Source organism: Citricoccus sp. I39-566 (genome assembly GCF_031432995.1).
GTDB lineage: Bacteria > Actinomycetota > Actinomycetes > Actinomycetales > Micrococcaceae > Citricoccus > Citricoccus nitrophenolicus_A.
The window spans coordinates 2,121,316-2,138,175 of the sequence record NZ_CP133842.1 but is presented as its reverse complement, the minus strand read 5'-3'; the positions used below and the strand labels follow the sequence as shown (position 1 = coordinate 2,138,175).

18 protein-coding genes and 1 pseudogene are annotated in these 16,860 nt (G+C 72.9%); 11 read left to right on the top strand and 8 right to left on the bottom strand.

All coding sequences use genetic code 11. From position 1 onward, the window contains the following. Positions 1–10: 10 nt before the first annotated feature. Positions 11–865 carry a formate dehydrogenase accessory sulfurtransferase FdhD gene (gene fdhD / locus RE421_RS09785; protein WP_309809216.1) on the bottom strand — a complete coding sequence of 285 codons (855 nt, stop codon included), beginning with the start codon at positions 863–865 and terminating at the stop codon, positions 11–13. Between the two features lie 88 nt (positions 866–953). On the opposite strand from fdhD, the gene RE421_RS09780 reads away from it, so the two are divergent. Genes RE421_RS09780 through RE421_RS09760 form a run of 5 tightly spaced genes read left to right on the top strand, consistent with a single transcriptional unit; the run spans position 954 to position 5,222 of the window. Beyond that, positions 954–2,150 carry a ThiF family adenylyltransferase gene (locus RE421_RS09780; RefSeq protein ID WP_309809214.1) on the top strand — a complete coding sequence of 399 codons (1,197 nt, stop codon included), beginning with the start codon at positions 954–956 and terminating at the stop codon, positions 2,148–2,150. Beyond that, positions 2,143–3,495, top strand: a complete 1,353-nt coding sequence (gene glp / locus RE421_RS09775) for a gephyrin-like molybdotransferase Glp (protein ID WP_309809212.1) — start codon at positions 2,143–2,145, stop codon at positions 3,493–3,495. The genes RE421_RS09780 and glp overlap by 8 nt, the downstream gene beginning before the upstream one ends. Next, a complete protein-coding gene (moaC, locus tag RE421_RS09770; RefSeq protein WP_309809210.1) occupies positions 3,495–4,028 on the top strand; it encodes a cyclic pyranopterin monophosphate synthase MoaC in 534 nt (177 codons plus the stop codon). Before glp ends, moaC begins: the two co-directional genes overlap by 1 nt. After that, positions 4,021–4,986, top strand: coding sequence for an NTP transferase domain-containing protein (locus tag RE421_RS09765; protein ID WP_309809207.1), 966 nt, complete (start codon positions 4,021–4,023; stop codon positions 4,984–4,986). Before moaC ends, RE421_RS09765 begins: the two co-directional genes overlap by 8 nt. Further along, the gene (locus RE421_RS09760; RefSeq protein WP_309809205.1) at positions 4,983–5,222 is read left to right on the top strand and encodes a MoaD/ThiS family protein; all 240 of its coding nucleotides are present in this window, start codon (positions 4,983–4,985) and stop codon (positions 5,220–5,222) included. The genes RE421_RS09765 and RE421_RS09760 overlap by 4 nt, the downstream gene beginning before the upstream one ends. On the opposite strand, the gene RE421_RS09755 is transcribed toward RE421_RS09760, so the two are convergent. Genes RE421_RS09755 through RE421_RS09740 form a run of 4 tightly spaced genes read right to left on the bottom strand, consistent with a single transcriptional unit; the run spans position 5,165 to position 8,240 of the window. Continuing rightward, positions 5,165–6,046, bottom strand: a complete 882-nt coding sequence (locus RE421_RS09755) for an SDR family oxidoreductase (RefSeq protein WP_309809204.1) — start codon at positions 6,044–6,046, stop codon at positions 5,165–5,167. The genes RE421_RS09760 and RE421_RS09755 overlap by 58 nt on opposite strands. A 49-nt stretch (positions 6,047–6,095) precedes the next feature. Beyond that, complete coding sequence (gene moaA / locus RE421_RS09750; protein WP_309809202.1) at positions 6,096–7,238, bottom strand: GTP 3',8-cyclase MoaA; 1,143 nt, start codon at positions 7,236–7,238, stop codon at positions 6,096–6,098. Beyond that, entirely contained in the window at positions 7,235–7,708 is a 474-nt protein-coding gene (locus tag RE421_RS09745) for a molybdenum cofactor biosynthesis protein MoaE (RefSeq protein ID WP_309809200.1), read from the bottom strand. The genes moaA and RE421_RS09745 overlap by 4 nt, the downstream gene beginning before the upstream one ends. Beyond that, positions 7,695–8,240 (bottom strand): MogA/MoaB family molybdenum cofactor biosynthesis protein, encoded by a 546-nt coding sequence (locus RE421_RS09740; RefSeq protein ID WP_309809198.1) that lies wholly within the window; start codon positions 8,238–8,240, stop codon positions 7,695–7,697. Before RE421_RS09740 ends, RE421_RS09745 begins: the two co-directional genes overlap by 14 nt. Before the next feature lie 55 nt (positions 8,241–8,295). Here RE421_RS09740 and RE421_RS09735 point away from each other — a divergent pair. Together RE421_RS09735 and RE421_RS09730 are read left to right on the top strand one after the other, a co-directional pair. Continuing rightward, positions 8,296–8,745 (top strand): annotated as a pseudogene (locus RE421_RS09735) (OsmC family protein); the annotation flags it as partial. A 132-nt stretch (positions 8,746–8,877) separates the two neighbouring features. Continuing rightward, positions 8,878–9,330 carry a globin gene (locus tag RE421_RS09730; protein WP_309817265.1) on the top strand — a complete coding sequence of 151 codons (453 nt, stop codon included), beginning with the start codon at positions 8,878–8,880 and terminating at the stop codon, positions 9,328–9,330. 8 nt (positions 9,331–9,338) lie between these two features. Here the strand turns inward: RE421_RS09730 and RE421_RS09725 are convergent, their stop codons facing one another. Then, positions 9,339–10,064 (bottom strand): hypothetical protein, encoded by a 726-nt coding sequence (locus tag RE421_RS09725; RefSeq protein WP_309809196.1) that lies wholly within the window; start codon positions 10,062–10,064, stop codon positions 9,339–9,341. 151 nt (positions 10,065–10,215) lie between these two features. Here RE421_RS09725 and RE421_RS09720 point away from each other — a divergent pair, with 151 nt between their 5' ends. From RE421_RS09720 to RE421_RS09705, 4 genes are read left to right on the top strand one after another with little or no spacing between them, the layout of a single operon-like run. Beyond that, entirely contained in the window at positions 10,216–11,196 is a 981-nt protein-coding gene (locus RE421_RS09720; RefSeq protein WP_309809195.1) for an acyl-CoA thioesterase II, read from the top strand. Positions 11,197–11,244: 48 nt separating this feature from the next. Further along, positions 11,245–12,099 carry an N-formylglutamate amidohydrolase gene (locus RE421_RS09715; protein ID WP_309809193.1) on the top strand — a complete coding sequence of 285 codons (855 nt, stop codon included), beginning with the start codon at positions 11,245–11,247 and terminating at the stop codon, positions 12,097–12,099. After that, positions 12,096–13,292, top strand: a complete 1,197-nt coding sequence (locus RE421_RS09710) for a tyrosine/phenylalanine carboxypeptidase domain-containing protein (protein WP_309809191.1) — start codon at positions 12,096–12,098, stop codon at positions 13,290–13,292. Before RE421_RS09715 ends, RE421_RS09710 begins: the two co-directional genes overlap by 4 nt. A gap of 49 nt (positions 13,293–13,341) precedes the next feature. Then, positions 13,342–14,385: a glutathione synthetase gene (locus RE421_RS09705; RefSeq protein ID WP_309809189.1), complete on the top strand. Its 1,044-nt coding sequence runs from the start codon at positions 13,342–13,344 to the stop codon at positions 14,383–14,385. A gap of 44 nt (positions 14,386–14,429) precedes the next feature. On the opposite strand, the gene ettA is transcribed toward RE421_RS09705, so the two are convergent. Both ettA and ssb read right to left on the bottom strand, forming a co-directional pair. After that, the gene (gene ettA, locus RE421_RS09700; protein ID WP_309809187.1) at positions 14,430–16,112 is read right to left on the bottom strand and encodes an energy-dependent translational throttle protein EttA; all 1,683 of its coding nucleotides are present in this window, start codon (positions 16,110–16,112) and stop codon (positions 14,430–14,432) included. Between the two features lie 78 nt (positions 16,113–16,190). Next, positions 16,191–16,754 carry a single-stranded DNA-binding protein gene (gene ssb, locus RE421_RS09695; protein WP_309809185.1) on the bottom strand — a complete coding sequence of 188 codons (564 nt, stop codon included), beginning with the start codon at positions 16,752–16,754 and terminating at the stop codon, positions 16,191–16,193. Positions 16,755–16,860 lie beyond the last annotated feature (106 nt).

Sequence of the window (16,860 nt, the reverse complement as noted above, 5' to 3'; positions counted from 1 at the left end):
CACTGTGTGCCTACGACCTGTGTGTCGAGGAGGAGTCGGAGAGGATGCGGTGCTCGCCGGCGTAGATGACGAACCGGTCGCCGCGGACGAAGCCCGCCAGCGTCATGCCCGCGTCCCGGGCGAGGTCCACCGCCAGCGACGACGGCGCGGAGACCGAGGCCAGCATCGGCACCCCCGCCATCATCGCCTTCTGGGTCAGCTCGAAGCTGGCCCGGCCGGAGACCATCAGGGCGTGCCCGGCCAGGGGCAGCATGCCCTGCAGCAGGGCCCAGCCCAGGACCTTGTCCACGGCGTTGTGGCGGCCCACGTCCTCCCGCACCGCCACCAGCTCCCCGCTCACCGTGTCGAACAGCCCGGCCGCGTGCAGCCCGCCGGTGCGGTCGAAGACCTTCTGGCGCTCCCGCAGGGTCTCGGGCATGGACAGCACGAAGGACTCCGTGACGCGCAGCGGGTCGGCGTCCACCGGGAATCGGGACTGGGTGCGCACGGTCTCGATGCTGGTGCGCCCGCACAGCCCGCACGCACTCGTCATGAGCACCTGGCGCTCCATCTCCGGGGCCGGGGCGGCCACCCCCGGGCGCAGCACCACGTCCACGGTGTTGTCCGTCTCCTCGGCGCCGGGGCCGAAGTCCCGCCCGCAGTACCGCACCGAGTGCACCTCGTCCGCGGCGCCGATCAGGCCCTCGCTGAGCAGGAAGCCGACGGCCAGGGAGAAGTCCTCCGTGGGGGTGCGCATGGTCACGGCCAGCCGGCGCCCGTTGACCCGGATCTCCAGCGGTTCCTCGGCGGCGAGCACGTCCGCCCGCGCCTCACGGTCCCCGCCCCTGACCCGGACCACGCGGACCCGCGATTCGCTCCTGCTCATGGATCCATCATCGCCGCTCGGGCCGACTCCCGCATCCCGGCCACCCCCACCACGCCGCCCGCGTCCCATCCCCGACTAGGCTGGAACCATGTCCACCCCTCGACTGGCCGCCGACCGCACTGTGCGCCAGCGGACCCTGCCCCAGATCGGCGACTCCGGCCAGGAGCTGCTCGCCCGGGCCACCGTGGCCGTGGTGGGAGCCGGTGGCCTCGGCTCCCCCGTGATCCAGTACCTGGCCGCGGCCGGGATCGGCACGGTGCACGTCATCGACGACGACACGGTGGAGCTGAGCAACCTCAACCGCCAGACGCTGCACGGGGTGGACACCCTGGGCCGGCTCAAGACCGACGGCGCGGTGGCCGCCGCCCAACGACTCTCCCCCGAGACCACGGTGGTCCCGCATCCCGTGCGCCTGGGCGATGCCAATGCCCACGAGCTGCTCGCCGGCGCGGACGTCATCCTGGACGGAAGCGACTCATTCACCACCCGGTTCATCGTCCACCGCGCCGCCACCGCCCTCGGCCTGCCCGTGGTCTATGGCGCGCTCATGCAGTGGAACGCCCAGGTCACGGTCTTCTGGTCCGCCCCACCGGAGACCTCGGGACTGCCCGCCACGGTGCTCACCGACCTCTTCGAGGACAGCGCCACGACCCACGCCGCACCCGGTTGCGCCGAGGCCGGGGTGCTGGGGGCCGTCGTCGGGATCACCGGGTCCTTCATGGCCCTCGAGGCCGTCAAGCTCATCCTGGGGACCGGGACCCCGCTGCTGGGCCGCCTGCTGCTGATCGACGGGCTCGCCGGCACCACCACCGAGATCCCCCTCGCTGCCCCGTCCGCCGTGACCGCCGGGTCCGCCCGGCCCCTCGGGACGGACCAGGGCACGACGTCGGCCGCTCGCCTCCCCCGGCCGGGCGGCGGTCCCGCTCCGATCGGCCCCGGGCAGGTGGATCCCCAGGCGGCCTGGCTCGATGTCCGACGGCCCGAGGAGTCCCGGGAGCGTCCCGGCCCGGCGGGAACCCTGCGACTGCCGCTGGACCAGCTGCTGCGCCTGCGGACCGGCCCGTCCGTCCCGCTGCCCGCGGACCACCCCCTGGCGGCCGTGCGGTCCTCCGGCGCCCGGCTGCTGCCCTTCTGCGCCTCCGGGCCCCGCAGCCTCACCGCTGCCCGACACCTCGCGGAGCTGGGCTGGCCGGTGGCCGGCTATCTGGACGGCGGCCTGCCCACCACGCTGCCCACCCCGCGCGCCGCCCCGGGCGCCCCCGCCGCCGGAGCGCACCGTGGCTGAGTTCCGTTACCGCAGCGTGGAGGAGCACCGCCGGCGCGTCCTCGGGCTGGTCCCGCTCCTGCCCGCCGAGGACCTGCCCCTGGCCGAGGCCCACGGCCGCACCCTCGCCGCCGACGCGGTCGCGACCCTGGACCTGCCCCCGTGGGACAACTCCGCCATGGACGGCTACGCGGTCCGCTCGGCGGACACCCGGGACGCCACGGCGCCGTCCCCCGTCCGGCTCGCCGTCGTGGGGGAACTGCCGGCCGGCACCGGGGCCGACCCCGCGCTCGCCCCGGGCCAGGCCGCCGCCATCATGACCGGGGCGCCCCTGCCCGGCGACGCGGACGCCGTCGTGCCCGTGGAGGACACCGCGGGCTGGGACCCGTCCGCCCCGACGGCCGGAACCGCCACCCCCGCGTCCGTGGGACTGGTGTCCCCGGCCAGGCCGGGCAGCCACATCCGCCGACGCGGCGAGGACGTCCGCGCCGGCCAGGTCGTCGCCACCGCCGGCCAGCCGTTGGCGCCCCAGCGACTGGCGGCCCTGGCGGCGGCCGGGATCTCGCGGGTCTCCACCCGGCGCGTGCCGCGCGTGGTGGTGGTGGCCACCGGCTCCGAGCTGGTGGCCCCGGGCCAGCCCGTGAGGCGCGGCCAGATCCCGGACTCCAACAGCCTGATGCTCGCGGCCCTCGTGCGCGCCTCCGGCGGCGAGGTGGTCCACCGGACCCGTGTCTCGGACGATCCGGCCGAGCTCCGGGCCGTGCTGGCCCGGACCGCGGACAGCTCGGACGCCGTGATCCTCACGGGCGGCGCCAGCGTGGGCGCCCATGACGTGGCCCGCCTGGTGCTGGCCCCGGAGTCCGGCGGAGGCGTGCCCCTGGAGGCAGCGGACGGGACCGGTGCGGCCGCGGAGCACGACGCCGGCCGCGGAGTCCCGCTGGAACCGGCCGTCCGCTTCGAGCGGGTCTCGGTCCAGCCCGGCAAGCCGCAGGGCTTCGGGCTGCTGCCCGATGGCCGGCCCGTGTGGTCCCTGCCGGGCAACCCGGTGAGCGCCTGGGTGTCCTACCTGGTCTTCGTGGAGGCGGGGCTGCTCGGCATGCAGGGCCGCGCCGCCACCACGCCGAGGTGGTACCCGGCCACCACGGTGGAGGGCTGGCGCTCCCCGCCCCGCCGCGAACAGTATGTCCCGGCCCGCGTGGTCTCCGGGCCCGGCGAGCCGCTGCGCGTGGCCCAGGCCACCGAGCGGGGCTCCGGCTCGCACCTGGCCGGTCGCCTGGCGCGGGCCACCGGCCTGGTCCGCGTCCCCGCGCACACCGACGAGGTGTCCCCCGGGGACACCGTCCACTACCGACCCCTGGAGGCCTGATGAGCACTGAGAGCACGACGAGCAGCGGCGACGGATTCACCCACCTGGCCGGAGACGGATCCGCGCGGATGGTGGACGTCACCGCGAAGTCCCCGACGATCCGCAGCGCCACGGCCGAGGCCACCGTCCTCGTGGCCCCGCCGGTGCTGGACGCGCTGACCGGTGGGACCGTGCCCAAGGGCGATGTCTGGGCCGTGGCCCGGATCGCCGGCATCCAGGCGGCCAAGCGCTGTGCGGAGTTGCTGCCGCTGGCGCACGTGATCGGCGTGCACGGCGCCACGGTGGACTTCGAGGTCGCCGGGGACCGCATCCGCATCGTGGCCACCACCCGCACGGCGGACCGCACCGGGGTGGAGATGGAGGCCATGACCGCGGCCTCCGTGGCGGGGCTGGCCCTGGTGGACATGGTCAAGGGCCTGGACCGCTCCGTGGAGCTCACCGGGGTGCGACTGCTGGTGAAGACCGGCGGACGCTCCGGGACCTGGCGCCGGGAGGGCGCAGCAGACCTCGAGGGCGCGCGAGACCATGGCTGAGTCGCTCGCCGCCATCATCCTGGCCGGCGGCGCCTCGAGCCGGATGGGCCGGGACAAGGCCTCCCTGGTGCTGTCGGACGGCCAGACCCTCCTGGGCCGGACCCTGGCCGCCGTGCGCTCCGCCGGCGCCACCGAGCTGGTGGTGGCCGGCGACGACCCCGGCGCCGCCTCGCAGCGTGCCCCCTCGTCCGCCGCGGACGTGGTCTTCGTGCGCGAGGACCCGCCGCGTTCCGGGCCGGTCCCGGCCCTGGACGCGGCGTTGGAGCAGGTCACGGCCGGACTCGTCCTTGTGCTGCCGTGCGACCTGGCCGACCCGGCGGTTGCCGTCGCCCGGCTCGTGCGGGCGGCCGGCGGACTGCGCCCGGGGCAGGACGGCCTCGTGGCCGTGGATGACGGCGGCCGCCGGCAGCACCTCACCGCCCTGTTCCGGACCGCCGCCCTGCGCCGTGGTTCGGGGGCCCGATCCGGCCGGGTGCGGGACCGGGTTGCCGGACTGTCCCTGACGCAGGTGCCCGAGCCCGCTGATCAGCCGGGGATCTGGGCGGACCTGGACACGCCGGAGGACCTTGAACGGGCGCGACCCGGAGGCGCGGCCCCCGGTGATTCCGGTGTCCCCGACATCCCTGACACGCCTGACATCCCCGGCCTCGGCTCGTGGCTGCACGCCGTGGCCCGGGACCTGGACCTGCCGGCGTCCGTGGTCGTGCCCGGTCCGCTGCTGGACGTGGCCCGGGATGTGGCCCGCGGGGTCATCCGCCCCGGTGCGCCGACCACCACCTACCTGATCGGCATCGCCGTGGGTCGCTCCCTGGCCGGGGGCCGGGAGTCGCCTGCGGCGATCGCCGGGCTCGTGGACCGTCTCTCGGCGCGCGTCCAGGACCTGGCGCTGGGCTACCGCCCTGAGGGCCATGCTGAAGTCCACTCCGAAGACCGCCCCGTCGAAGGAGACCGCCCATGACCCGCGTCCGACTCTTCGCCGGCGCCGCCGACATCCTGGGCGCCACCGCGCTGGAGCTGACGGCCTCGACCGCCGGTGAGCTGCGGGCCGCACTGGTGGCCGGCCACGGGGTGAGCGCGGAGCAGGTCATCACCCGCTGCTCGCTCCTCGTGGACGGCGTGCGTGCCACGGACGACGATCACCCGGTCGGCGAGGACTCCCTCGTGGACGTGCTGCCGCCCTTCGCCGGCGGCTGAGCGCCGCCGGGCCGCCCGGTGAAGTGGTCCATGGTCTGGTTCACGCCCAGGACGTCCAGGATCCGGTCGAAGGCGGCGACCGGCAGGGCACGCAGGACCGGCACGGCCCGGACCAGGGGCGGCAGGACGAGTTGCCGGCGGCCGGCCTCGATCGCGTCGATCACCTTCAGGGTCACCTCGTCCGGATCCAGGATGGGCAGCAGTCGCGGGAACCGGGACCGCACGCCGGCGAACATCCCGGTGTCGATGTAGAAGGGGCAGACCACCAGGGTGTTGACCGGGTGGCCGTCGGCACGCAGCTCGTTGCGCAGGGACTCGGTGAACCCGATCGCGGCCCACTTGCTGGCCGAGTAGTCCGTCTGTCGGGCCACGCCGGTCAGCCCCGCCGCGCTGGCGATGGTGACGACGCTACCGTGTCCGCGCGCTATCATGCCGCCGAGGAAGGCACGGGTGACCCAGTACAGGGCCAGGATGTTCACGTTGACGGTCCGTTCGATGGACTCCGCCGGGATGTCCAGCAGCCGGGCACCGGAGACCACCCCGGCGTTGTTGATGACCACATCCACGGGGCCGGTCTCCTCGGCCGTCCGGCCGACGGCCTGCCAGTCCGTCACGTCCACCCCGTAGGCACGCGCCGTACCGCCACGCTCCGTGATCGCGTCCGCGGTGCCCCGGCCTGCCGGTTCCGAGAGGTCCCAGACGATGACCTCGGCTCCGCGCCGTGCTGCCTCCAGCGCCATGAGCCGGCCGATGCCGGAGCCGCCGCCGGTGATCAGGACGCGCGTCCCGGACCAACGGAACCCGGGTGTCTGTGCTCTCCTCATGTGAAGAAGTTACCCGGCGGTAGTGGTTTCGGCCAGAGCGAGCCGGTCGTCAGCCCCCGATCGCATTCATGCCACGGCCTGGCTGGACGAAGTCCGGGTCGTCGATGCCGTGGCCGGCCTTCTTCGCGGTGACGGAGAGCCGCATGGCGGCGGCCAGGTCAGCGTCCGTGGCGGAATCGGCGAGCAGGGTCCGCAGGTCCGTCTCCTCGCGGGCGAAGAGGCAATTGCGCATCTGGCCGTCGGCGGTCAGCCGCAGCCGGTCGCAGTCGCCGCAGAAGGGCTTCGAGACCGAGGCGATGACGCCCACGGTGTGGGGGCCGCCGTCGACCGTGTACAAAGCCGCCGGCGAGGAGCCGCGGCCCGGCACCTCCGCCAGCTCGAAGCGCGCGGAGAGACGTTCGAGGATCTCCTCACCCGAGACCAGGTGGTCCCGCTTCCAGGTGTGGCCGGCGTCCAGGGGCATCTGCTCGATGAACCGCATCTGGGCGTCCTGGGAGACGGCGAAGGCCACCAGGTCCCCCAGCTCGTCGTCGTTCACCCCGCGCATGGCCACGGCGTTGAGCTTGAGGGGGCGCAGCCCGGAGTCCCGTGCGGCGGCGATCCCGGCCAGGACGTCCGCGTGCCGGTCCCGGCGGGTCAGCTGCCGGAACTTCTCCGGCTGGAGCGTGTCCAGGGAGATGTTCACGCGGGCCAGGCCGGCGGCCTGCAGGGCGGGCAGCCGGCGGTCCAGGGTGATGCCGTTGGTGGTCATCGCCACCGGCAGCGTGCCGCCGCCGGGCCGCTCGATCGCTGCCACCCGGGCCACGATGTCCTCCAGGTCGGCGCGCAGCAGGGGCTCCCCGCCGGTCAGCCGGACCCCGGTGATGCCGTGGTCCACCGCGATCCGCACGAGCCGCTCGATCTCGGCGCCAGACAGGAGCTCGTCCTTGGGCAGGAATGGGCCGGCGTCCTCCGGCATGCAATAGGTGCAGCGCAGCGAGCACTTGTCCGTCAGGGACACCCGCAGGTCCCGGTGGACCCGGCCGAAGGTGTCCGTCAGGTGCCGGCCCCTCCCGGAGGCGTCCAGCTCGGCCCGGGTGGGCAGGAACCGGCGCGCCTCGGGGCCGTCGGACGGATCCGCTCCCGCCCCGGCCGGCACGGCGCCGACCCCCGTGGCGGTCCGCGTGGTCAGGGTGACGCCCACGGACGTCATGGCAGCCCCACCCAGTGGGACGTCCCGGCCGCCGTGCGCTGCTTCTTCCAGATGGGCACCTCGGTCTTGATGTTCTCGACCACCGCCCGGCAGACCTCGAAGGCTGCGGCGCGGTGCGCGGAGGCGACCGAGACCACGAGGGCCAGGTCGCCGACGTCGAGGTCTCCGATCCGGTGCACCGCGGCGACCCGCACCTCACCGGCCGGATCCTCGGGGCCCCGGGCGTGGCGGTGCACGATCCCGGCGAGGAGGGTCCCGGCGTCCGGATGGGCGGTGTACTCCAGCGAGGTCACCGTGCCGGTGGCCTCGGGGTCATGGTTGCGCACGACCCCCGTGAACGTCAGGGCCGCACCGCACCGGGGGGACCTCACGGACTCCTCCACGGCTATCGCGTCCAGCGGCTGGTCGCTGAGGCCGGACAGCACGGCGCCGCCCCCCCGTCCGGTGGCGTGCAGTTCAGTGGCGTGCATGGTCACCGCCTCCGGCGAGTTGTTCGACCAGGTGGCCCAGGATCGGGGCGATCAGCGGGATCCCCTGGTCCGTGGCGCGCACGGAGCCGGGCAGATTCACCACCACGGTCGCCCGGCCGGCGGGCACCGCGCCGGTCCCGGCACCGTTGCCCGCGCCGGACGCCGGGCGACCCACGACGCCGGCCCGGCCGCGGCCCAGGGCGGCCGTCGGCGTCTGCGCGGTGCCCTCTCGGCGCAGCAGCTCGGCGATGCCCGGAAGCTCCATGCCGATCAGGCCGTCCATGGCCTCGGGGGTCAGGTCCCGCGGGGACGTTCCCGTGCCGCCCAGCGTCAGCACCACGTCCGCGTCCCGGTCCCGCGCCGCGAGGACCCCGGACCGCACCGCCTCGACGCCATCCGGCACGATGGCCCCGTCCGCCGTCCATCCCGGCAGGTGCTCGGCCGCGAGCTCGAGGGCTCGGGGCCCGGCGGTATCCGGCGCGTGACCCGCGTGGGCCCGGTCGGAGACCGTCAAGATGTGGATGTGTGGCATGGAACCTCCCGATGTCATCCGAGTCTAGGGTGACGGCTCCGGTCCGGCCAGCACCGTGCCGGCGGGTACCGTGGAGTCCGTGGACCACTCCTTCTCCCTACACGCCGAATGGACCGGAAACCGGGGCACCGGGACCTCCGGGTACAAGGACTACGACCGCGACCTCGTGGTACGTGCCGAGGGCCCCGGTGAGTTCGCCGGTTCCGCCGCCCGCGCCTTCCACGGCGCCGAGTCCCGCTGGAACCCCGAGCAGCTGCTGCTGGCCGCCCTGGCCGAGTGCCACCTGCTGTCCTACCTGCAGGCAGCCACGCAGGCCGGGGTGGTGGTCACCGGCGCGTCGGTGCGCGCCGAGTGCGTGCTGACGCTAGACCACGACGGCGGCCGGGTCACCTCCGCCACACTGGACCCGGAGGTCTGGCTCGCCGACGAGGACCAGCGCGATGCGGCGGACGCGCTGCACGCGACGGCCCACGAGCAGTGCTTCATCGCCCGCTCGGTCTCCTTCCCGGTGGCCATCCGGCCCCAACAGGTGCGCCGCCCCGGGAACCGGAACCTGCCGGAGTTCGGCAGCCGCCTGGGCGCCCCCATCGCGGTGCTGAAGCCCCGCCAGGGCAAGGCCCCGAGCCGCGTGACCGGCCTGGAGGACCGTCCCACCGCGTCCTCGGGACACCGGCCCCCGCCCCAGGCCACCCCTCCGGCCCAGCCGACCCACCCGGAGAACGCCACCTTCTACGACCAGGTCGGCGGGCACGAGACCTTCGTGAAATTGGCCCGGGTGTTCTACGAGGGCGTGGCGGGCGATCCCGAGTTCCGCGCCATGTATCCGGAGGACGACCTCGGTCCGGCCGAGGAGCGGCTGCGGATGTTCCTGGAGCAGTACTGGGGTGGTCCGAAGACCTACAGCGAGCAGCGCGGGCACCCCCGGCTACGGATGCGCCACGTGCCCTACACTGTCGACTTCGCCGCGCGGGACACCTGGCTGCGGCACATGCGCACGGCCGTGGACTCCCTGCAGCTGCCCCCGCTGCTGGAGGACACCCTGTGGGACTACCTGGAGCGGGCTGCCCACTCCATGGTCAACTCCAGCTGAGGGCCCGGTCAGAGCATCATCGGACGCCGGCAGAGCACAAAGCCGGCCGGCCCGGACAGGCGCACCCACGGGCCGGAGGTGTGGACCGCCGTCGTGCCCTGCGGGGTGAGGAAGCCGAGGCCGTGGGCGGCGAAGGCCGCCCCGGCGGGCAGGAAGCCCTCGCCGGAGGGGCCGGCGCCCCCGAGTAGTCGTCCCCACACGGCGGCCCGGGCCTGGGCCACCATGGACGCGCCTGGGTCCTGGGGCAGGGCATCGCCGAGTTCGCGGATGCCGTCCCGGGCCACGGACTGCAGCTCGCCGTCCTCCACCGTGGCCACCGGGGCCCATCCGGAGCGAGGCGGCGTCACGGCCGTCCAGGGGGCGTGCTCGGTGACAGGCGGCAGGGTGAGGGAGGCGGACCCGGTGGAGGTCATGCGGGCCAGCCGCTCCAGCACGGAGGACAGGGCGTAGACGCTGTCCAGCCCGTCCTGCCGGCCCTCCAGCAGCCGCACCGTCCGCAGCCCCAGCACCACGGGCACCTGGTCCCCCAGCCCGCGCGGCTGAATGACCGAGACCCAGCACGCCAGGACGGTACCGGTCACCTGGAGGCGCACGCCCGTGTCCGACATCGCCTTGGCCCGGGTGGCGAACCGCTCCAGGTCCGCGACCGCCTCGAGGTCCTCCAGCACCACGGACGGGGCGGCCGCGGGGCTGGGGTCGGCAGATCGGGTCGGATCGGAGGGGCTCGGTGACATGATCCCCATTGTCCCATCCGGATCCTCCGGCCGGGGACCCGCCGGGGCAGCCGCCGGGTCCCCGGGCCGCCCGGGACTCCGGCGGAGTAGACTCCTGACGGAGAGTTACCGGCCGGTATCGGTGCGGTCGGCGTGAAGCGGAGGGACGTTCATGGGTACAGGCAAGATCCGCAAGGGCCGCACCGGATTCCCGGAGGATCCCACCGACGTCCTGCGGGGCGTGCTGTCCCTCGTCGAGGCGGATGAGGACCCGGCCACCGGTGAACGGCTGCTGACGGGCACCACCCCAGCGCAGGCCCGGGGCCGGGTGTTCGGCGGCCAGGTGATGGCGCAGTCCCTGATCGCGGCCATGTCCACCGTGGACCCCGGGCGCCTGATCCACTCCATGCACGGGTACTTCATCCGGCCCGGTGACGCCCTGGTGCCGATCACGTTCGCCGTGGAGGACCTGCGGGACGGACGGTCCTTCTCCGTGCGTCGCGTCCAGGCACGGCAGGAGGGCAAGACCATCCTGTCCCTGATCTGCTCCTTCCAGGAACCCTCGGAGGGGCTCGACCACCAGTCCCCCATGCCGACCGGCGTGCCGGATCCCGAGTCACTGCCCCGGACCTCCGAGCGCCTCGGACACCTCGGACACCCCATGGCCCAGGAGTGGTCCTGGGCCCGTCCGTTCGACATCCGACATGTGGACCCGCCCCTGGAGACCGCGCCGGACCGGCGCCAGGTGGCCACCAACATGGTGTGGATGAAGACGTTCTCCACCCTGGACGGGGACGAGAACCTCCACCGGGCCGCGCTGGCCTATGCCTCCGACTACACCCTGCTGGAGCCGGTCCTGCGCCGCCACGGGCTCGCCTGGGTCCGGCCCGGGATGTCCGTGGCCTCCCTGGACCACGCCATGTGGTGGCATCGGCCGGCGCGGGTGGACGAGTGGTTGCTGTACGTCCAGTCCAGCCCCTCGGCCCAGGGGGCCCGGGGGCTGAGCAACGGTCGGATCTACTCCCGCACGGGAGAGCTGGTGGCCTCCGTGGCACAGGAGGGCATGCTCCGCGTCCCCCACGATTTCCAGAACAAGGTCAAGGGCGCCGTGCAGGACCTGTACCTGAAGACTGCCTGGAGGCCGGCCAAGTAGTCCCTGTGCACCGCTTGCGGTCAGGAGCAGGTGGTCTACGTTGAAGGGATGAACGATCCCACCCAGCCCACCGGTCCCGCCGCAGGTCACGACGACGCCGGCGACGGCCTCCTCTCGGTGGTCGGTCCCTGGGACGGCCGGGTCATCTTCACCGCCGTCCATGCCGGTCATGACCTGCGCCCGGAGGTCCGGGACCTGATGATCCTGGACGAGGCCGCCCGCTGGCGCGAGGAGGACCCGCACACCGAGCGGCTCGGCGCCGGGCTCGCGTCCGGGATGGTCATGCACCGGTCCCGCTTCGAGGTCGACCTCAACCGCCCGCGGGACACCTCCGTGTACCTCGAGCCGGACGACAGCTGGGGCCTGGACGTCTGGGCGGGCGGGCGGCTGCCGGAGGAGGTCGCCGAGCGCAGCCGGCAGGTGCACGACGCCTGGTACGCCGAGCTCGAGCGGCGCCTGTCCGTGATGTCCGAGCGCGGTCCCTTCGTGGTGTTCGACCTGCACAGCTACAACCACCGGCGGGACGGGCCCGAGGCCGACCCCGCGCCGGCCGAGGACAACCCGGACGTCAACATCGGCACCGGACCACTCGACCGCGAGCCCTGGGATCCCGTGGTCGAGGCCTTCACCCGGTCGCTGTCCGCCGAGGTCATCCCCGCCACGGGTGAACGGCTGGACGTCCGCGAGAACGTGAGGTTCTGGGGCCAGAATGAGAGCCGCTGGACCCACCGGCTGTTCCCGGACACCGCCTGCGTGCTCGCGCTGGAGTTCAAGAAGACCTTCATGGACGAGTGGACCGGAGCCGTGGACGATGAGCACCTGGGTCAGCTGGCCGCGGCCCTGGCCCGGACGGTGCCCGCCGTGACAGCCGCGCTGGAGGAGGTCGAGGTGCCCACACCATGAGCGCGAGGAGCCGTGACCGTGCCGGGGACGGACCGCCGATCGCCGGGCTCTCCACCCGGGACCGCGCCATCGATCACGAGCTGGCCCTGCTGTCCGGCTCCCTGCGGTTCCTCCTGGATGTCACGCCGGTGAATGTGGAGCAGGCGCGCAGCGAGTACCTCTCCTCCGGGGAGCTGCCCGAGTTCGCCTACCGGGAGCTCGAGGACGACCCGGAGGTGCTCAAGCAGGCCCTGCAGGACATCCCGATCCACCTCGTGGAGGACACGGTCCTGGGGACGCTGCTGCGCACCAAGCACCGCGAGCTGTCCCTGCAGATCGACATGCTGGCGGCCCGGGACACCGAGGACTTCATGCCGTTGAGCATCGAGCTGTACGGGGCGATCACCCCGGGCCTGCGCGGCTCGGCCGAGCAGATCCTGGAGACGGTGACGGACACGGAGTCGACGTCGACCGGCAGCCTGGACGCGCGGGCCTTCCTCGCCCGGGCCCAGGCGGAGATCGGGCACTACCGGGAACAGGACCCGGACATCGAGGTCCATGCCGAGATCCGCGATGACGTCTCCGGGGTCATGGTCTCCGGGGACTCCCTGCTGATCGGCCCCCGGTCCAAGGTCCAGAAGGTCCGGGCCGAGGCGCTGCTGCACCACGAGGTGGGCACCCACCTGGTCACCCACGTCAACGGCTCCATCCAGCCCATCAAGGTCCTGGGCTCGGGGCTGGCGGGCTACGACGAGACGCAGGAGGGCTTGGCCGTCCTGGCCGAGGTGGCCAGCGGCGGCCTCACGGCGTTCCGGCTGCGGCAGTTGGCGTCCCGGGTGGTGACGGTGCACCGGATGGTCACCGGGGCCACCTTCACCGACGCCCACGAGGCGCTCGTGGCCGAGGGTGTCCCGGCGTCCTCGGCCTTCACCACCACCATGCGCGCGTTCCGGGCCGGCGGACTGACCAAGGACGCCGTCTACCTGCGCGGCATGCTCGACCTGCTGGACCACCTGCGCCACGGCGGCACCCTCGACGCCCTGCTGCTGGGCAAGTTCTCCCTCAAGGACCTGCCCCTCGTCAGCGACCTCCAGGCCCGCGGCGTCCTCGAGCCGGCGCGCCTCACCCCCCGCTGGCTGGCGGACGAGGACGCCTCCGCGCGCCTGGGTCGAGCGGCCGCCCTGGACGATCCCCGGGAATTCGTCAGCGCCTGAAGGCGACACCACCCCAGAACGCCCCCCACCCCGACGGACGGAGCACCGTGTGAAAATCGGATTCGTGGTCAACGACGTCTCGACCGAGACCTCCTACTACACCACCACCCGCCTGGCCCTGGCCGCCACCCGGGCGGGCCACGAGGTCTGGCTGACGGGCACCGGCGACTTCGCCTACGAGCCGGATGGCACGCTGTCCGTGCTGGCCCGCGGCGGCGCGGACAAGAACTACCGATCCCTGGACCGCTACCTCGAGGACGTCCAGCGGCCCGTGTCCGAGCAGCAGGTCGCCGTGAACGACTTCGACGTGGTGATGCTGCGCAACGATCCCGCCGACGACGCGGTCGACCGTCCCTGGGCGCCCACCGCGTCCGTGGCCTTCGGCCAGCTGATCGCCAACACCGGCGTCCTCGTGGTCAACGACCCGCACACCCTGGCCAACGCCCTGTCCAAGGCCTACTTCCAGCACTTCCCCGAGGCGGTGCGGCCACGGACCCTGATCTCCCGCGACGAGGCGATGATCTCCGGCTTCATCGACGAGATGGGGGGCCGGGCCGTCCTCAAGCCGCTGCAGGGCTCCGGCGGGTCCGGGGTGTTCCTGGTGGACCGCAAGGAGTCACCCAACCTGACCCAGATCATCGAGGCCATCGGCCGGGACGGCTATGTGGTGGCCCAGGAGTACCTGCCGGAGGCGGCGAACGGGGATGTGCGGATCCTGCTGATGAACGGCCGGCCGCTGACCGTGAACGGGCAGACGGCGGCCTTCCGCCGGCGGAACCAGTCCAATGACGTGCGCTCGAACATGTCAGCCGGCGGAGACGCCGAGGCCGTCACGCTCACCGAGGAGATGCTGCACCTGGTGGAGGTCGTCCGGCCCAAGCTGGTGGCCGACGGCATGTTCCTGGTCGGCCTGGACATCGTGGGCGACAAGCTGATGGAGATCAACGTGTTCTCCCCGGGCGGACTCGGCTCCTGCCAGCGGCTCTACGGCGAGGACTTCGCGCCGGCCGTGATCGCCGACCTGGAGCGCAAGATGGACGTGCGTGCCCACTACGGGGACACGCTGGAGAACGCCCGGCTCGCCACCATGTGAGCCGGGCGTCCTCGGGGAGCGCCGTCAGACGCAGTCGGCCGCGGTCAGTCGCGCGTGAGCTTGCGGTGGGTGACGCGGTGCGGACGTGCCGCCTCCGGGCCGAGCCGCTCGACCTTGTTGGCCTCGTAGGACTCGAAGTTGCCCTCGAACCAGTACCAGTTCGCGGGGTCCTCCTCCGTGCCCTCGTAGGCGAGCATGTGGGTGGCCACGCGGTCCAGGAACCACCGGTCGTGCGAGATGACCACGGCGCAGCCGGGGAACTCGAGCAGCGCGTTCTCCAGCGAGGTGAGCGTCTCGACGTCGAGGTCGTTGGTGGGCTCATCGAGCAGCAGCAGGTTGCCGCCCTCCTTGAGGGTCAGCGCCAGGTTCAGGCGGTTGCGCTCGCCACCGGAGAGGACGCCGGCCTTCTTCTGCTGGTCCGGGCCCTTGAAGCCGAACGCGGAGACGTAGGCGCGGGACGGCATCTCGACCTGCCCGACCTTGATGTAGTCCAGGCCGTCCGAGACGACCTCCCACAACGACTTCTCCGGGTCGATCCCGCCGCGGGACTGGTCCACGTAGGAGATCTTGACCGAGTCGCCGATCTTCAGCTCGCCACCATCGAGGGGCTCGTACCCCACGATGGTCTTGAACAGGGTGGTCTTGCCGACGCCGTTGGGCCCGATGATCCCGACGATGCCGTTGGGCGGCAGCGAGAAGGACAGCCCGTCGATCAGCACGCGGTCGCCGAAGCCCTTCTGCAAGTTCTTCGCCTCGATGACCTGGTTGCCGAGCCGCGGGCCCGGCGGGATCTGGAGCTCCTCCAGGTCCAGCTTGCGGGTCTTCTCGGCCTCGGTGGCCATCTCCTCGTAGCGCGCGAGGCGGGCCTTGGACTTGGCCTGGCGCCCCTTGCTGTTGGAGCGCACCCAGTCGAGCTCCTCGGACAGCCGCTTGGCCATCTTGGCGTCCTTCTTGCCCTGGATCTCCAGGCGGGCGCGCTTCTTCTCCAGGTAGGTGGAGTAGTTGCCCTCGTAGGGGTACAGGCGTCCGCGGTCCACCTCGCAGATCCACTCGGCCACGTGGTCCAGGAAGTACCGGTCGTGGGTGACCGCCAGGACGGCGCCGTGGTAGGCGGCCAGGTGCTGCTCGAGCCACAGCACGGACTCGGCGTCCAGGTGGTTGGTCGGCTCGTCCAGCAGCAGCAGGTCGGGCTTCTGCAGCAGCAGCTTGCACAGGGCCACGCGGCGGCGCTCACCACCGGAGAGCACGGAGACGTCCGCCTCCGGCGGGGGGCAGCGCAGGGCGTCCATGGCCTGCTCGAGCTGGGAGTCGATGTCCCACGCGTCGGCGGCGTCGATCTCCTCCTGGAGCTTGCCCATCTCCTCCATCAGGGCGTCGAAGTCCGCGTCCGGGTCCGCCATCTGCTCGGAGATCTCGTTGTACCGCTGGATCTTCCCGTAGATCTGGCCCACGCCCTCCTGGACGTTGCCCAGGACGGTCTTCTCCTCGTTCAGCGCCGGCTCCTGCATCAGGATGCCGACGCTGTAGTCCGGGGCGAGCCGGGCCTCGCCGTTCGAGGGCGTGTCCAGTCCCGCCATGATCTTCAGGATCGTGGACTTGCCCGCGCCGTTGGGGCCCACCATGCCGATCTTGGCCCCCGGGAGGAAGGCCATCGTCACGTCATCCAGGATCAGCTTGTCGCCCACCTTCTTGCGGGCCTTGACCATGCTGTAAATGTATTCCGCCATGCCCCCAAGGCTAGTCGGTGGCCGCCGGATTGCCCGCATCGGGCCCGGCCGGCGGCCACCGTCCGCCGCGGGAGGGGCTCAGGCGGCGCTCAGGGTCTCCGCCTCCTCCTCGCGATCGGCCCCGTGAACGGCGCCCTCATCGGCGTGGTGGCCAGCGTCGGCGAAGCCCTCGACCGCGTCGGGCCCGGACCCGCCGAGGAGCTCCCCGGTCTCCCGGTCCACGGTCCCCTCCGGCTCCTCGGAGACGGCCTCGCCGCCCGGCGTCCCCTCGGCGGGCGCCGTCCGCCCGACGGCCCGGTTGAAGAAGGCCGTGCCCAGGGTCAGGTCGTGGCCGATGGTCTCGGCCTCGATCTCCACCGAGGTCCCGGACCGCTCCTCGTTCTGCCACTGCCGGACCTTGAGCCGCCCGGTGACGAGCACCGGCTGGCCCTTGGACAGCGAGGCCGCCACGTTCGTGGAGAGTTGACGGAACATGTTGACCGTGAACCAGTTGGTCGCCCCGTCCACCCAGGCCTGCTGCTCGCGGTCGAACCTCCGGTCGGTCGAGGCCAGGCGGAAGTTGCCCACGGCCAGCCCGGACGGGGTGGTGCGGGTGGTGGGATCGGTGGCCACGAAGCCGCGGACCGTGATGTGTTCACTCATGGTGGTGCCTTTCGGTGAGCCGGCCGCGGCCGGCGGGGGCCGCCGTCGGGCCTCTTCCCTCCGGCGGCAGGAGGATCTCCTCCTGCCCCACCAGCACACCGCCCGC